Source organism: Actinomadura flavalba DSM 45200 (genome assembly GCF_000374305.1).
Taxonomy (GTDB): domain Bacteria; phylum Actinomycetota; class Actinomycetes; order Streptosporangiales; family Streptosporangiaceae; genus Spirillospora; species Spirillospora flavalba.
This window is the reverse complement of record NZ_KB894093.1, coordinates 1,952,116-1,967,965: the sequence shown is the minus strand read 5'-3', so window position 1 is coordinate 1,967,965 and position 15,850 is coordinate 1,952,116. Positions and strand designations below refer to the sequence as shown.

Here is a 15,850-nt window from a genome sequence, read left to right as displayed (position 1 = left end):
CCATGACCGAGATCCGCCGCATCGGGGGCCGCATCGGCGCCGAGATCACCGGCGTCGACCCGCACGCACTTCCCTTCGACGAGCTGAACGGGCTGCTGCTGGAGCACAAGGCGCTCGTCTTCCGGGGCGCCGGGCTGGACGAGGACGGCCAGCTCCGCTTCGCCGCCCGGTTCGGGGAGCTGACCGGCGCGCACCCGACCGTCCCGTCCGTGCACGGCCGCCCGCAGATCCTGCCCGTCGACGGCGACGAGGGGATCCGCTCGAACGTGTGGCACACCGACGTCACGTTCGTGCTGACGCCGCCCGCGGTCAGCACGCTGCGGGCGCTCGTCGTCCCGCCCTACGGCGGGCACACGCTCATCGCCAACTCGGCCGCCGCCTACCGCGACCTGCCCGGCCCGCTCCGCGAGTTCGCCGACCGGCTGTGGGCCGTGCACACCAACGACTACGACTACGTGCGCCCCGGGCCGACGGCCGCCGGGGCCGAGGAGTACCGCCGCGTCTTCACCTCGACGCGGTACCGGACGGCGCATCCCGTCGTGCGGGTGCATCCCGGGACCGGGGAGCCCGGGCTGTTCATCGGCGGGTTCGCGCAGCAGATCGTCGGCCTCTCGAACACCGAGTCCCGCGACATCCTGCGTCTCCTCCAGGCGTACGTGACGCGGCCGGAGAACCTGCTGCGGGTGCAGTGGAACCCGGGCGACCTGGTCGTCTTCGACAACCGGATCACCCAGCACTACGCGCCGGACGACTACGGCGACCTGCCCCGCGTCCTGCACCGCGTGACCGTCGCGGGCGACGTCCCGGCCGGCGTGACCGGCGAACGCAGCCGCATCATCGAGGGCGACCCCGCCACCCACTACACCCCGGCCCTGTCGGCCGCCTCCTAAGCGACCCACGTCCTCAGCCGGTGGCGCCGAGGCGGCGCGTCAGCTCCGCGACGAGCCACCGGCTGAACCCGCCGTCGCGGTCGGGTGCGACCAGCGTGACCAGGCTCAGCCGGGCTCCGACGAGCACCGCGTCGTGCGCGGCGAACCCGAACGGCCGTGCGTAGGGATCGTCCAGCACGTGGACGCGGACGGCGGGGGCGCGGCAGGGTTCGTACATGACCATGAACGGTCCCTCGCCGCCGGCGTCGGGCTCGTAGCCGTCCTCGTCCCAGCGGCGCACCATCTCCGCGTCCCGCGCGACCAGGACGTTCCCACTCGCCGCGGGCAGCACACCGAGCCGGTCGAACGGCACGAACGGCCCGACCCCGGACTCCCCTTCCTCCACGGCGACCCGCAACGCGGGCCACCGCTCCGCCACCGCGCCGACGAACCCGCGCACCGCGCCCTCGACGGGCGCGGCGGCGACCAGGACGGTATCGACACCGGTGATCATCCGGGAGTCCAATCTGCGGTGGGCACCGTGGCACCCTAACGATCCGCGAGTGGCGGACAGATGCCGTCCGCTATGGCGCCTAGTGTGCGGGTACAGCGACATCGGGGCGTACGGAGGCCGGGCATGACAGTACTGACGCGCAGGACGTTGAACCGGACGTTGCTGGAGCGGCAGTTTCTGCTGGAGCGGGCGGATGTCGGGGCGGCGGAGGTCGTCGGGCGGCTGGTGGCGGTGCAGGGGCAGGAGTGCAACGCGCCGTATGTGGGGCTGCGGGCTCGGGTGTCGGGATTCGAGCGGGACGAGCTGGCCGGGCTGCTGCATGACCGGGCCGTCGTGCGCGGGGCCACCTTGCGGGGGACGCAGCATCTCCAGCTCGCTGCGGACTTCGGGTTGATGCGGCCGTTGCTGGCGACGTTGTTCGCGCGGATCGGGCGGACGGGGTTCGGGACGGCGATCGAGGGGATCGAGCCGGACGAGTTCGTCGCGGCCGTCCGGGAGTCGATGACTGGGCGGGTGCTGACGCGGCCGGAGCTGGGGCGGCTGCTCGCCGAGCGGTTCCCGGGGCGGGACGCGAAGGCGCTGGGCTGGATGGCGCACTTCCTGGTCGGGCTGCTGCATCCGCCGCCCAGCGGGATGTGGGGGTCGTGGTGGAGCCGGGGCGCGGTGCCGTGCGTGCTGGCCGAGGAGTGGGCACCCGAGGCGGCGCGGGAGGAGGCGTCGGCCGGGGAGCTGGTGCTGCGGTACCTGGCGGGACACGGGCCCGCCACCGTCGCCGACGTCCAGACGTGGAGCGGGTTGACCCGGCTCAAGCCCGTCGTGGACGCGCTGCGGCCGAAACTGCGCACCTACCGCGACGAGGACGGACGGGAGCTGTTCGACCTCGCGGACGCCCCGCTCGCAAACCCCGACGCCCCCGCGCCCGTCCGGCTGCTGCCGAACTTCGACAACCTCGTCCTCGCCCACCGCGACCGGACCCGGGTCATCACCGACGAGCACCGCCGCGTCGTCATGCCGGGGTACTCCCAGGTGCTTCCGACGTTCCTGGTGGACGGCTTCGTCGCCGGCACGTGGGAGGTGTCCAAGACCGCGCTGACGTTCCGGCCGTTCGAGCGGCTGGCACCGGCGGACGCCGAGGCGCTGCACGCCGAGGCCGAACGCCTGCTCGCCTTCGTCACCGACGAGGACGCGCCGCCGCGCACGATCGTGCACGCGTAGCCGGGCTCGCTACCCGTGCGGGATGAGGGCGTGGACCGTCTTCCCGCCGGTGGGCAGCGGCTCGGCCTCCCACCGGACGCCCAGCGCGGTGAGGATGGCGAGCCCGCGCCCGCCCTCGTCGTCCAGGGTGAGTTCCCGTTCGACGGGCAGCCTCGCGCTCCGGTCGGTGACGCTAACGACGACTCCGTCCTCGACCAGGCGGGCCCGCGTCAGAATCGAGGACCCCCGCGTATGCCCGTGCCGCCAGGCGTTCGTGACGAGCTCGCTGGCGACCAGCTCGGCCGTCCCCACGGCGTCGTCGCCGAGCCCGTTCTTCCGCAGCCATCCGCCGACGAAGGCCCGCGCCTCCCCTGCCGCCCGCCCCGACGCCTCCAGCATCGTGACGGCTCCCGCGCCCACCGGCACGGCAACGCACTGTCGGTACATGGCAACCGCCTTACGCGAACGACCGTGGAAGCTCACACGAAGAAGACGGCAAACCGACCCCCGCATAACGCACCAAGCAAAACTTTCTCCCCAGGCCGCCGGCACACCCCACCTCACCCGAAGAGCCGCGCGCGCCGCCCCTGGCGCCGCAAGCCTCCGATCCGGCCCGCGCGACCACAACGCGTCCCGACAACATCACCGGGGGTTCTCAGATCGTCTCGATCTCATGGGGGTGTCGCAGACACGGTGAAGAGAGGATCACCGTGACGCGCGGCGCCCCCTCGGCCGTGATCACCGCCGCGACCCTGGCGCCGAACCCCCCTCTGGGCGCCTCGATCAGCAGGCGCGCAAGGTCACCGGTACGCGCGTCGTCGACGGCCTCCTCCAGGAGCGTCCACCCCCGCACGGAGAGCGCATCCCGCAGCGCCCGCACAGCGCCCACCGCGTCCTCCGGCGTCGCCACGTCCAGAAAACCGAGACGAGCGGCCACATAGGGACTGAACTCAACACCGTCGTTCACGCCACCACCGATCGCGTGATCGACCGCATTGAGCCGCTCGACGGCCTCACAGGGGTACACCAGCTCCTGGTCGAACTCCCCGCTCAACGAAGCCGGCCGAACCGCCTCCACGACATCAACGGCGCACCGTTCGAGATCGGCCCGCGCCCGCACCGGTTCCTCAACACGCATCAACGACCTCCGACGAACTCACGACAGCTCGGGCGAACCCGTGTGGACAAGTGGAACACCGACCAGGAACCCAACCCCTCCGGAGTTCGGTTCAAGCATTCGGATGCTTGAAGCAACGGCTGGTGACCGTGACTTTGGCATTGTCCAGGTCCGGTGCTTCATGCCTGGCATTCATTGACAGATCACCTTTGGTAGCGTTGAACTGCGGCGGCGGACCTGTGTCGAGGTCGCGAATACGCCAGTTCTTGGCGGCTAACCCGGAACGAAGGGACTGCAATGCCTTCTCGCCCTCAGCGCGCTTCCGCGTCTCCGGGATGGAGAAATGATAGGAGAGCACATAGAGAGGATACATGACCTTTCGCGGATCATCATCGAGCGGCTGTACCGACGGGCCGGGAAAATCATACCCGGAGCATTCTTCATTATGGAAATCTGCGGCGACCTCACTCGAATTCAGACTGAGGACGTTCTCTACATCACCCACCGCCCGGTCGAGCTGCCGCTGAATGGCAACCGGATGCCGCCCGGGAGGCTGGGGCTGGCCACCAAGAAGCAATCCACATGCCGAAAGGAGGACACCCGTACCCGTCACAGCAAGAATACTAACGACCCGACCGGCGATCATCGCCGCAACCCCGCGATCACACGAGCCTGCTGATCCAAACTCCCCGACGCGCCAGAGAAGCTGTAGGAATTTCCTCCTCCCACTACCTGGTTGTAGTAATTCGAATGGCCGCCCTGGCCGTGATCCGGGTCACCGACCGGCAGTCTGTTCGCCCCGAACGAATCATCCGACGGCACGAGAAGACCCCCGCCGTGCGCGATGCGTCCAATTTTCGGAACAGGATCATCGTGCGCTGCCTGCGCCCACACATTGCTTGCCCCGATACCCAGGTCTTCAGCGTTCGAAACGCGCATTCCGGGACTTCCTGCGACGATGATGTCGTCCACGGGAAGCCGCCTGTACTTCGCGTTCGCTGCCTCTCCGATGACCGTTGAGCCATAGCTGTGCCCCAGAAGACTCAATCTGCTTCCCTGGTTTCCCTCCGTTGACTGAGCCTCACGCACACCATCGAGGAAACTATTCAACCGAGGCCCGCCTTGATCGGCATAGTGCCCTCCCCCGGCATTCCATTTAACATCGTCCGGGGCGTCATAGCCCAGCCACATCGTGGTGGCCACCGACTGCTGCGTATGAAGGCCCGTCGCCTCGTTGATCGCGAAGGCCCGCGACAACGCCCCGTTCGCCTTAGTCAGGTCACTCTCGGTGCCAGGAACATAGACAGAATTGATCTTGGCGGTGTCGGGGTTGCCGATGGACACGATGACGCGACCATCCGAGCCGTCGTCCGTTTCCTTCTTCCCCGTCACCGTGGAGTCGAGTCCGAGCAAGTACATGTCTTTTCCCTTGACCTCGTAGCCCGCGATCGTCCGGTCGAGCATTTCCAACCTGGCGAGGTCTCGTTTCTGGAAATCCGTACGTTGATCCTCCGGAATCTCCCTGAGCTGCTGCACACGCGACTGTAGCCGCGTACGATTGGCCTCGTCTCGGTCCTCGGACGGGATGCCGTTCAACCAACCAATTTTCTCCGGATACGCGTTCATCAGGAGATGGCGCTGCTCCTCGGGCAGCGCCTTCCACCAGTCGGCCACCTGCCTGGGTGTCTTCGCGCCCCTGGGCGGAATGTTCGCCGGATTGAATCCCGCAAGCTGCGTCGCCATCTTGGACTCATCCCGCAACTCCTTGAGCGGGTTCTCCTTCGCCATGATGTCCGCGCCGAGACGCCGCAGCGCCGCTGCGATCTCCTGGTCAGCGGCACTCGCCTCGCGCACGGCCGCGACGAACCGTGCCTGGATCTGCTGTGCCTTCTTCTGGAATTCTTCCCAGGATGAGTAGCGCGGCGGGAGAGACGTCGGAAAGTCGAGCGAGCCGTCCGGACCGACCTTGAGGTACTCGGCTTGCGCGACGCTGATCGCGTCGAGCAATTTCTTCTGCGCGGCCGTGAACCGTGGGACCGCGCTATTGATGACACTCGCTACCGAAGAAGACTGCGCGGAGGCCACCTTGAACCGTTGCTGCACCGGAACCATCATCGTGCGCGCGCTGTCGGCGTCATCACCGCGCCAGCGCGCGCCGCTGATTCCGGCGAGCAGCTTTCCCCGATAGCCGTCCTCAGCCCGCTCCAGCAGCTCCACCGTCTTGCGCCATGACCGCCACGCCGTGTCGAGTCCCTTGACGTCGGCGTCCTTCAACTGCTGGAAAGAGACCACGATCACGATCCTCCCGCGCGAATCCGCCGAATTCTCGCGGTGATCTCCGCTTCGGCCCAGACTCGATTCCGCGCGCACTTGTCCAGCGCGTCGCCCTGGTACTCGACCTCGGCGCGAAGGCGGAGCAGCGCCGCGTTCCATCCCGTCACGAGGGAGGTCAACTGTGCCCCGGTCTGCCAGCCAGCGAGTCCTTTCGCGGCGGCCTCGGTGGGTCCGACGAACGACTTGGCGGACCGCCCCACCGACTCGGCGATCTCGTCAGCGGCTTTCGCCGCCCTCCGCAGTGCTGCGGGATCCATTGCGGAGGTCGGCTGTGAGGCGTGGTTCGGCTGAGCGAACCGGGGCCGGGAGCTCGGTTGCGGCGGGCCGGGGTTCGGCTGGGCGGTCGGGGGCCGGTAGAGCGGGTTGTCCGGCTGCGGTCCGGGCGGGGCCGGAGGTTGGACTGACGGGTTGAGCAGTTTGCTGAACGGGTTCTCCGTCACTGGGATCTCCTGCGAGGTTTGGCTACCAGCACGACGATGCCGATGGTCAGGGCCAGGGCTGCCAGCGCTCCGGCGGCTATCAGGAGGGTTCTCATCTCGATGACGGCGTCTGACTCGCTCGCGGGGAGAGGCTTCGCTCGCCGTTGTTCGGCCAGGCGTCGCTGTTCGGCGCGGTGTCTGTCCCATTCGTCGTAGACGGGGTTCGGGGCGTTGGCGGAAACCTGTGCGGTCAGGGCGCGGTAGGGCAGGACCAGGCCGTTGCCGGTCTTCGGGTCGCGGCCGGCCGGTTCGATGTCCCGGGCCGTGGCGATGATCCGTTGCACGACCTGGCGTGCCGAGAGCCGGGGATGCCTCGCCCGGACCAACGCCACGACGCCCGAGGTGAGCGCCGTCGCGGAGCTGGTTCCGGAGCCGGAGCCGATCCGGCCTCCCTTTCCGATCAGTTCCATGCTGACACCGGGCGCCGCCACGTCAACGGACGGTTGCCTGGTCGAGCCTTTCCAGGGACGGATGTCCGGATCGACGGCCGCGACCGTGAGGACTCCGTAGCAGCTTCCGGGCTCGCTCGGAAACGCCTTGTCCCCTTCGTTCCCCGACGCGGCCACGACCACGATGTCCTTGTCGAGGGCGTAGTCGATCGCTTCCTGCAGATCCATCGAACAGCCGGTGTCCCTGCCGCTCGGATCTCCGATGGAAAGGTTAATGATCTTGACGTTTTTATCTGCGAGCCAGCGCACGGCCTTGACGTGCTGCTCAAGATCCGCCGCGGCGACCGGCATGATGCGAGCGTCCGGCGCGATACCGAGGTACCCGCTCCCCGTACCGTTGGCCGCGATCAGGGCGGCCATTCCGGTCCCGTGGCCCCATCCCTTACCCGGAGGCGCCCATGTGTCGTGCAGGTCGGTGAGTCCGTCGCTACCATCGCCACGAACGCTCCCGCCGGGCACCAGGCTCGTGCGCAGTTCCGGCAACCTCGAATCGGCACCGCTGTCCGCGACGCCGACGGTGACTCCCCCGCCACGGGAGAGCGGCCACAGCTTCTCCTGCACGCTCCACGTCGTGAACCACCACTGCCGCGCGCGGGGAGCACCATTCTCAGCGGCGGCTCCCGACGCGGTCCCCGCCCACGAGGCCGGCGCCAGCACGCAGGTGACGGCGAGGGCCGCCGCCCCCACAACCTTCAGCCCCAACGCCTAACCCTTCAGTTCCGGTGACGCCTCCAGCCGAGGCGGCGGCTCTTCGTCCCGTTTAGCCGTTGCCTGCCCGGCTTCCTCGGACTTCTCAGCGTCATCGTCCACGTCGTCCCGGTCCGTGGCCGGAGTTCCGGCCACGGCGCCGATCACCGCGTCACTGGGCAGCGTGTCCGGCTCCCAGACGGCTCGCTCATCACGCCGCCAGGCTTCGTTCTCCTCGGACTGCTCACCGTGCGAAGGATCCGCCCCGCCACCGACGATCGGCACGCCCGCAGGATCGCCCTGCCAGAACTCCGCGTCCTCGGCCAGCCAGAATTCGCGGCTCCGCTCGTCTCCGCCGCCCCGGCCCGATCCGGCACCGGCTCCGCCGGGCCCGAACGCCCCGGCGCCCGCCCCACCCGGCAGGGGACGACCTGACCCGCCGCTGGGATTCGTCCCTGGCGTAACCCGTGCGCCGGCGCCACCGCCGCGCACCGGGGCACCGGCCGTTCCGCCGGGTGCCGCCGGGGCTCCTGGCCGGGTGCCCCCGGCGAACCCCGGCAGCCCGCCCGGCCGCCCCGCGCCGACGGGGCCGGAACGTCCGCCGGACGCCGTACCCGCTCCGCCGCCGAGCCGTCCGGGCGGAGTGGAAGGCAGTCCGTTCGCGGGGAACGGACCCGGCCCAGCAGGAGCACCGGGCGTGCCGCCCGGCGGCACGGCGTTTCCGGCGCCGGGTGCGCTGAACGGGGCTGGTGAACCGCCCGGCGTCCCCGGGCTACCGGCGAGATCGGTGGTGCCCGCGGCACCTTGCGCGGCCGTACCCAGTCCGGTGCCGAGGGGCTCGGTCCCGGTACCGCGCACCCCCGCGTTGCCTGGACGGACACCGTCGCCCCCGAGAGCGTGCGGCGCCGTTCCGCTGGGTCGGCCGTCGGTTCCCGTGGCCGGGGTACCGACTTCCCCGGCCGTGTTGGTGCTGTTCGACGGAGGTTGGGCGGCAATATCCAACGGGTTCCGTTCAAGAGCGCTCCATTTGAGCGGCTGCGTCGTCACCGAAGCGGGCAACCGGGTCCACGCCTCGGCGATGCGGCCGTTCAGGCGTTGCATGAACTCGCGGGCGTACTCGTCGTCGCCGCCGTCCTTGATGAACCCGGTGCCGGGCTTGTGCGCGACGTACCAGGGCAGGATTTCGCCGCCGTACCAGTCCAGCGTCCTGCCGACCTGGGACGTCGCCGTGGCCAGTTCGGTCGCCGTCGTCACGAGTTTGCGCAGCGTCTTCTGTGCTTCGGCGGCGGCGTCGTCGTCCCAGGCGCCGTCCAGCGCGGCTACGGCGTGGCTGAGCGCCGCCCGGATTCCCGACAGGTTCCGGCCGGCCGCCTGGTAGGCGGCGGCGGCGTTGCGCACCGCACCGGCGTCCGTGCCGTCGAGCAGGGCCCTGATCCGGTCGATGTCGCCGTAGGACGCCGGGTCGCCGGTGGGTGCGCCGCCGTTGCGGAGGACGTAGTTCTCGGTCATCGTCACTCCACCGGCTTGGCGCTGGAACGCGTGGGCGGGCGGCCGTCCAGTCCGTTGCCGACCGCGTTGATCTCGGCGAGCATCTTCGCGTCGGATTCCCGGTAGTTGTTCGCGATCTTCTCAAGGGCCATCGTGACCTCGCGAAAATCCTTCACGAATTTCTCGTAGGCGTGAACGATCTGCTGGTTGCTGTGGTTCACGGTGGCGTGCAGCGCCTGCGCCGCGTCCCACTGCCCCAGGGCCGAGGGGGAGAGCGCGCCGCGTGCCGCCAAGCCGGCGGGCGTGCCGGTCACGGCGAGTGCGTCGAGTTCGCGCTGTAGCCGCCTGGCCACATCCTTGATCTGGGCGTGGTCGTAACTGCTCTTGCCGCCGTTTCCGGGAGGCGCCACCGATCAGCCTTTCAGTACGGGGGAATCGGCGCGGGGTGGCAGGAGTCTTTCGCACCGGCCTGACTGACGTCAAGCCACTTGAAATTGTGCACCCTTGGACGGCGGATAAAGCAGCGCTATGTGCGATAACGGCAGCGTGTGCCAATTCGGTGGATGAGTGAGGTGTCAATAACGCAGCAGGCCGACGACAGAGCTGTCGTCGGCCTGTCTGGTGGGGCGCGTCAGCCGGTTCGGGTGATGACGTAGTCGCAGAGGCCGGTGAAGGCGTCTCGGGACGGGAGGGGTGGGAGGGTGAGGAGCTGGTCGCGGGCGTCCTCCGCCCAGCGGCGGAGGTCGGAGCGGGCGCGGTCCATCGCCGGGTGGGCGCGCAGGAGCGTCAGGGCCTCGGCGTGGAGGGCGTCGTCCGTCAGGTCCTGGGTGAGGAGGTGGCGGAGGCGGGCGTCGTCGGGGCCCGAGCCGATGCCGGACAGGACGTGATGGGTGGGGAGGGTACGGATGCCCTCGCGCAGGTCGGTGCCGGGAGTCTTGCCGGACTCCTCGGCCTCCGAGGCGATGTCGAGGATGTCGTCGGAGAGCTGGAACGCGACGCCGATCTTCTCGCACGCCGAGGTGATCGTGTCGACGACGTGGTTCGGCGCCCCGGCCAGCAGCGCGCCGAGCTGCCCCGACGTGGCGATCAGCGAGCCGGTCTTGTCGGACACGACCTGGAGGTAGTGCTTGAGGGGGTCGCCGTCGCGCGGACCGACCGTCTCCTGGATCTGGCCGCGGACGAGACGGGCGAACGACCGGGCCTGGATGCGGACGGCCTCGGGCCCGAGGTCGGCGAGCAGGTCGGACGCGCGGGCGAACAGGTAGTCGCCGGTGAGGATCGCGACCGTGTTCGTCCAGCGGGTGTTGGCCGACTCCTCGCCGCGCCGGACGGTCGCCTCGTCCATGACGTCGTCGTGGTAGAGCGTCGCCAGGTGGGTCAGCTCGACCACGACGGCGGCGGGCACCACGCCGGGCGACGACGGGTCGCCGAACTCGGCGGCCAGCAGCACCAGCATCGGCCGGAACCGCTTGCCGCCCGCCTCGACCAGGTGCTTGGACGCCTGGGTGAGCAGCGGGTCCTCGCTGTGGACCGCCTCCAGGAGCTGCTCCTCGACGGCGGCGAGCCGCTCGCGCGAGGCGGCGGCCAGTTCCGCGTCGATCGGCAACCCGAACGGCGACCCTCCGGCGAAACCGCTGCTCACCCGTACCCCCTAGCGGATCTCTACCGCACGAACATCGACGAAGCCGCGTGCCCCGCCATGTCCAGGACGGGCTGCGGGAGCACACCCAGGACAACAGTAGCCGCCACGCCGAGCGCGACCGCCGCCGCGGTCGCCGGTGCGGCCACGACGCGGGGGCCGTCGGCCTCCGGCTCGCTGAAGAACATCACGACGATCACGCGGACGTAGAAGAACGCGGCGACCGCCGAGGCCAGCACACCGACGATGACCAGCGGCGTCGCGCCCGCGTCGATGGCCGCCTTGAACACCGCGAACTTGCCGGTGAACCCGGACGTGAGCGGGATGCCCGCGAACGCAAGCAGGAAGAACGCGAAGACGCCCGCGACCAGCGGCGAGCGGCGGCCGAGGCCCGCCCACCGGGACAGGTGCGCGGCCTCGCCGGCGTCGTCCTGGACCATCGTGACGACGGCGAACGCGCCGACCGTCGTGAAGCCGTAGGCGGCCAGGTAGAACAGTGAACCGGACAGGCCGTCGGTGGACGCCGCGACGACGCCGGTGAGCAGGAACCCGCCGTGCGCGATCGAGGAGTAGGCCAGCATCCGCTTGATGTCGGTCTGGGTGATCGCGACGACCGCGCCGACGATCATCGTGAGAATCGCCACTCCCCACAGCGCGGGACGCCAGTCCCACCGCAGGTTCTCCAGCGCCACGTAGTAGATCCGCAGCATGCCGCCGAACGCCGCGACGAGCGTGCACGACGCCATGAGCGCCGTGACCGGCGTCGGGGCGCCCTGGTAGACGTCGGGCTTCCACATGTGGAACGGGACGGCGCCGAGCTTGAACAGCAGCCCGACGGTGAGCAGCGCGACGCCGCCGAGCAGCAGGGTCTCGCTGCCCGCGTCGGTGCCCAGCTCGGCGGCGATGACGCCGAGCCGCACCGACCCCGCGTACCCGTACAGCAGCGCGGCGCCGTACAGGAAGAACGCCGAGGAGAAGGCGCCGAGCAGGAAGTACTTGACGGCCGCCTCCTGCGACAGCAGCCGCCGCCGTCGCGCCAGCCCGCACAGCAGGTAGAGCGGCAGCGACATGATCTCCAGCGCGATGAACATCGTCAGGAGGTCGTTCGCCGCCGGGAACATGATCATTCCGGTGACGGCGAACATCATCAGCGGGAAGATCTCGGTCTGCGTGTTCCCGGACGTGGCCGACCGCTGCTCGGCCTCGGTGCCGGGCAGCGCCGACGCCTGCGGCGTGAAGTGCGACCGGCTCCGCTCGGAGATCAGCAGCAGGCTGACCGTCGCGAGGATGAGGATCGTGCCCTGGAGGAACAGCGTGGGGCCGTCCACGCCGAGCGCGCCCTCGGCGGCGACGAGGTGCGGTTCGTCGCCGACGCCCATCCACACCGTCCACACGAACGCGGCGATGAGGCCCGCGAACGCCAGCGGCACCTGGATCGGGTAGCGCAGCCGGCGCCCGGCGAACGCCTCGACGAGGACGCCGAGGACGGCGACGCCGAACACGACGAGGATCGGGGCGATCTGCCCGTACTCGATGTGCGGTGCGGGGATGTCCTGCGCGAGGACGGCCCCCGCCGTACGGCTCGGGGTCATGGCCGGGCTCCGTTCTCGGCGACGTCACCGGTGATCTGCGGCCGGAAGCCCGGCCGGTCGAGCACCGTCTGCGTCGTCTCCACCGAAGGATTGATCACGTTGAGGACGGGCTGCGGAAAGAAGCCCAGCACCACGATGACCGCGATGACGGGCGCGACGGCGACCTTCTCCCGGACCGACAGGTCCGACAGTCCCGACACCTGCTCGGTGGCGGGGCCGCCCATGGTCCGCTGGTACATCCAGAGGATGTAGATGGCGGCCAGGACGATGCCGACGGCGGCGAGCACCGCCGCGACCCGGTACTGGGTGAAGGTGCCGGTGAGCACCATGAACTCGGACACGAACGGCGCCAGCCCCGGCAGCGACAGCCCGGACAGGCCCGCGACGAGGAACAGCCCGGCCAGCACCGGCGCCTTCTTCTGGACGCCGCCGAACGCGTCGATGCGGGCCGACCCGCGCCGCACGATGAGGAACCCGACGAGCAGGAACAGCGCGGCGGTGGAGAACCCGTGGTTCACCATGTAGAGCACCGCGCCGGACTGGCCCGCGTAGGTCATGCCGAAGATGCCGAGCACGATGAACCCGAAGTGCGACACCGACGTGTAGGCGACGAGCCGCTTGAGGTCGACCTGGCCGATGGCGAGGATCGCGCCGTAGATGATGCTGAGCACGGCGAGGCCGAGGACGACGGGCGTCGCCCACTGCGCGGCGCCGGGGAACAACTCCAGGCAGAACCGCAGCATGCCGTAGGTGCCGACCTTGTCCAGGACGCCGACGATCAGCACCAGCGCGCCGGGCGGCGCCTGCTGGGCGAGGTCGGGCAGCCAGGTGTGCACGGGCACCAGCGGCGCCTTGATGGCGAAGGCGAGGAAGAAGCCGAGGAACAGCCACTTGGCCGTCGTCGGCTCGATCGTCATCCCGCTGAGTTCCTCGAAGGAGAACGTCGCCGCGCCGAGGCCGCCCTCGGAGACCTTCCGCGACGACAGCGGGAACAGCCACAGCACCGAGACGAGCATGACGAGCCCGCCGAACAGCGAGTACAGCAGGAACTTCACGGCCGCGTAGGACCGCTGGGGACCGCCGTAGGACCCGATGATGAAGTACACCGGGATGAGCATCGCCTCGAAGAAGACGTAGAAGAGGAAGACGTCGGTCGCCGCGAAGACGCCGATCATCATCGTCTCCAGCGCGAGGATGAGCGCGAAGTACGTCTTCACCGACCGCTTGGGCGGGACGCCGGTGCCGCCGGACCGCTCGGCGTCCCGCCAGGAGGCGAGGATGACGAGCGGCACGAGCACGACCGACAGCACGACCATGGTGAGCGCGACGCCGTCGAGGCCGAGCGCGAAGTCGACGCCGAACGCCTCGATCCACGGCGTGCTCTGGGTGAACTGGAAGCGCGGGCCGCCGCTGTCGAAGCGGAACGCCAGCACGATGCCGAGGACGGCGGTGGCGGCGGCGAACCCGAGCGCGGTCTGCTTGGCGAGGGCGTCGCGTCCGCGCGGCAGCAGCGCGACGGTGATCGCGCCGAGCAGCGGCAGGACGAGCAGGACGCTCAGCCAGGGAAAGTCGTTCACGAGACGTTCACCGCCAGGAGCGCCGCGAGGATGACCGAGGCGCCGAGGAACATGGAAAGGGCATAGGAACGGGCGAAGCCGGTCTGGAGGCGGCGCAGCCGCCCGGACGAGCCGCCGATGCCGGCCGCGAGGCCGTTGACGGCGCCGTCAACGGCGCGGGAGTCGAACCAGACCGCGAGCCGGGTCAGCCACTGGCCGGGCCGCATCAGCAGCGACTCGTTCAGGGCGTCGCCGTACAGGTCCTTACGGGCCGCGACGGTGAGGAACGACCCGGCGGGCTGCTCGCGCGGCACCGGACGGGCGCCGTACTGCCGCCACGCGAGCCCGACGCCGGCGAGCATGAGGACGAACGCGGCGATCCCGTACGGGTTGAACGGGTTGAAGCCGTGGTGCTCGCCCTCGCCGACGACCGGTCCGAGGAAGTGCCCGAACCCGCCGAGGGTGAGCCAGCCGCCCGCGAACACCGACCCGAACGCCAGCACGACGAGCGGGATCGTCATGATCTTCGGCGACTCGTGCGGGTGGGCGTCGTCGGCCCAGCGCTTCTCGCCGAAGAACGTCATGAACATGACGCGGGACATGTAGTACGCGGTGATCCCGGCGCCGATCAGCGCGCAGGAGCCGAGGATCGCGCCGGAGGTGCCGCCCTTCTCGTAGGCGGCGGCGATGATGCCCTCCTTGGTGAACCAGCCGGACAGGCCCGGGACGCCGATGATGGCGAAGTAGCCGAGGCCGAACGTGGCGCCGGTGATCGTCATCTTCTTGAACAGGCCGCCGTAGTGGCGCATGTTCACGTCGTCGTTCATGCCGTGCATGACCGACCCGGCGCCGAGGAACAGCCCGGCCTTGAAGAAGCCGTGCGCGATGAGGTGGGCGATGGCGAACACGTAGCCCGCCGGGCCGAGGCCCGCGGCGAGCGTCATGTAGCCGATCTGCGACATCGTCGAGCCCGCGAGGGCCTTCTTGATGTCGTCCTTGCCGGTACCGATGATCGCACCGGCGAGCAGCGTGGCCGCGCCGACGATCGTGACGACGAGCTGCGCGTCGGGCGACATCTCGAAGATCGGGCCGGACCGGACGATCAGGTACACCCCGGCGGTGACCATGGTGGCGGCGTGGATGAGCGCCGACACGGGCGTCGGGCCCTCCATCGCGTCCAGCAGCCAGGACTGGAGCGGGAGCTGCGCCGACTTGCCGCAGGCGCCGACGAGCAGCAGCAGGCCGATCGCCGTGGCGGTGCCGGTGGAGAGCTGCGACGCCAGGCCGACGTGCTCGTGCCCGGTGCCGAGGATCTGCTCGAAGCCGACCGTGCCGAACGTCGCGAACATCAGCATGATCGCGGTGACCAGGCCGAGGTCGCCGACGCGGTTGACGATGAACGCCTTCTTGGCGGCGGTGGCCGCCGTCGGCTTGTACTGCCAGAACCCGATGAGCAGGTAGGACGCGAGGCCCACGCCCTCCCAGCCGACGAACAGCACGACGTAGTTGCCGCCGAGGACCAGCAGCAGCATCGCCGCGACGAACAGGTTCAGGTAGGCGAAGAACCGGCGCCGGTCCACGTCGTGCGACATGTAGCCGATCGAGTAGACGTGGATCAGCGTGCCCACGCCGGTGATCAGCAGCACGAAGCTGATGGACAGCGGGTCCAGCAGCAGCGACGCGTCGACCTTCAGGCTGCCCGCCTGGAAGAACTCCCACAGGTGCAGGGTGCGGCGCCGTTCCTCGTGCCCGTAGCCGAGCATCTGGACGAAGACGCCGACGCCGACGCCGAACGCGGCCAGCGAGGTGGCGGTGCCGAGCCAGTGCCCCCACTTGTCGGTGCGCCGTCCGCCGAGCAGCAGGATCGCCGCTCCGGCGAGCGGCAGTGCGATGAGAAGCCAGGCCAGAGCCTGGAAGCCTTCCGCTTTCATC

Annotated in this window: 15 protein-coding genes; 2 read left to right on the top strand and 13 right to left on the bottom strand. The window is 69.6% G+C overall.

The genetic code is table 11. The features are described 5' to 3' along the window. The first annotated feature begins 2 nt into the window (after positions 1-2). A complete protein-coding gene (locus C229_RS0109020; RefSeq protein WP_018654747.1) occupies positions 3-890 on the top strand; it encodes a TauD/TfdA dioxygenase family protein in 888 nt (295 codons plus the stop codon). Between the two features lie 13 nt (positions 891-903). On the opposite strand, the gene C229_RS0109015 is transcribed toward C229_RS0109020, so the two are convergent. Continuing rightward, positions 904-1,383, bottom strand: coding sequence for a hypothetical protein (locus tag C229_RS0109015; protein ID WP_018654746.1), 480 nt, complete (start codon positions 1,381-1,383; stop codon positions 904-906). Between the two features lie 123 nt (positions 1,384-1,506). Here C229_RS0109015 and C229_RS0109010 point away from each other — a divergent pair, with 123 nt between their 5' ends. Then, positions 1,507-2,598: a winged helix DNA-binding domain-containing protein gene (locus tag C229_RS0109010; RefSeq protein ID WP_026313598.1), complete on the top strand. Its 1,092-nt coding sequence runs from the start codon at positions 1,507-1,509 to the stop codon at positions 2,596-2,598. Between the two features lie 9 nt (positions 2,599-2,607). On the opposite strand, the gene C229_RS30015 is transcribed toward C229_RS0109010, so the two are convergent. From C229_RS30015 to nuoL, 12 genes are all read right to left on the bottom strand, one after another. Next, positions 2,608-3,003: an ATP-binding protein gene (locus tag C229_RS30015; RefSeq protein ID WP_018654744.1), complete on the bottom strand. Its 396-nt coding sequence runs from the start codon at positions 3,001-3,003 to the stop codon at positions 2,608-2,610. Positions 3,004-3,232: 229 nt separating this feature from the next. Next, entirely contained in the window at positions 3,233-3,715 is a 483-nt protein-coding gene (locus tag C229_RS0109000; RefSeq protein WP_155884659.1) for a hypothetical protein, read from the bottom strand. 91 nt (positions 3,716-3,806) lie between these two features. Further along, entirely contained in the window at positions 3,807-4,307 is a 501-nt protein-coding gene (locus C229_RS34145; protein WP_155884658.1) for a hypothetical protein, read from the bottom strand. Positions 4,308-4,336: 29 nt separating this feature from the next. Beyond that, positions 4,337-5,992: an alpha/beta hydrolase gene (locus tag C229_RS0108995; protein ID WP_018654742.1), complete on the bottom strand. Its 1,656-nt coding sequence runs from the start codon at positions 5,990-5,992 to the stop codon at positions 4,337-4,339. Further along, positions 5,989-6,468 (bottom strand): hypothetical protein, encoded by a 480-nt coding sequence (locus tag C229_RS34655; protein WP_169513818.1) that lies wholly within the window; start codon positions 6,466-6,468, stop codon positions 5,989-5,991. Before C229_RS34655 ends, C229_RS0108995 begins: the two co-directional genes overlap by 4 nt. Then, positions 6,465-7,517, bottom strand: coding sequence for a S8 family serine peptidase (locus C229_RS30005; RefSeq protein WP_169513817.1), 1,053 nt, complete (start codon positions 7,515-7,517; stop codon positions 6,465-6,467). The genes C229_RS34655 and C229_RS30005 overlap by 4 nt, the downstream gene beginning before the upstream one ends. Positions 7,518-7,661: 144 nt before the next feature. Beyond that, complete coding sequence (locus C229_RS34880) at positions 7,662-9,041, bottom strand: hypothetical protein (protein WP_205624430.1); 1,380 nt, start codon at positions 9,039-9,041, stop codon at positions 7,662-7,664. Positions 9,042-9,154: 113 nt separating this feature from the next. Continuing rightward, entirely contained in the window at positions 9,155-9,541 is a 387-nt protein-coding gene (locus C229_RS0108975) for a hypothetical protein (protein WP_155884657.1), read from the bottom strand. Positions 9,542-9,762: 221 nt separating this feature from the next. Continuing rightward, a complete protein-coding gene (locus tag C229_RS0108970; protein WP_155884656.1) occupies positions 9,763-10,773 on the bottom strand; it encodes a polyprenyl synthetase family protein in 1,011 nt (336 codons plus the stop codon). Positions 10,774-10,793: 20 nt separating this feature from the next. Beyond that, positions 10,794-12,362 (bottom strand): NADH-quinone oxidoreductase subunit NuoN, encoded by a 1,569-nt coding sequence (gene nuoN, locus C229_RS0108965; RefSeq protein ID WP_018654737.1) that lies wholly within the window; start codon positions 12,360-12,362, stop codon positions 10,794-10,796. Then, positions 12,359-13,939 (bottom strand): NADH-quinone oxidoreductase subunit M, encoded by a 1,581-nt coding sequence (locus C229_RS0108960; protein ID WP_018654736.1) that lies wholly within the window; start codon positions 13,937-13,939, stop codon positions 12,359-12,361. Before C229_RS0108960 ends, nuoN begins: the two co-directional genes overlap by 4 nt. Continuing rightward, the gene (gene nuoL / locus C229_RS0108955) at positions 13,936-15,849 is read right to left on the bottom strand and encodes an NADH-quinone oxidoreductase subunit L (protein WP_018654735.1); all 1,914 of its coding nucleotides are present in this window, start codon (positions 15,847-15,849) and stop codon (positions 13,936-13,938) included. The genes C229_RS0108960 and nuoL overlap by 4 nt, the downstream gene beginning before the upstream one ends. Position 15,850 lies beyond the last annotated feature (1 nt).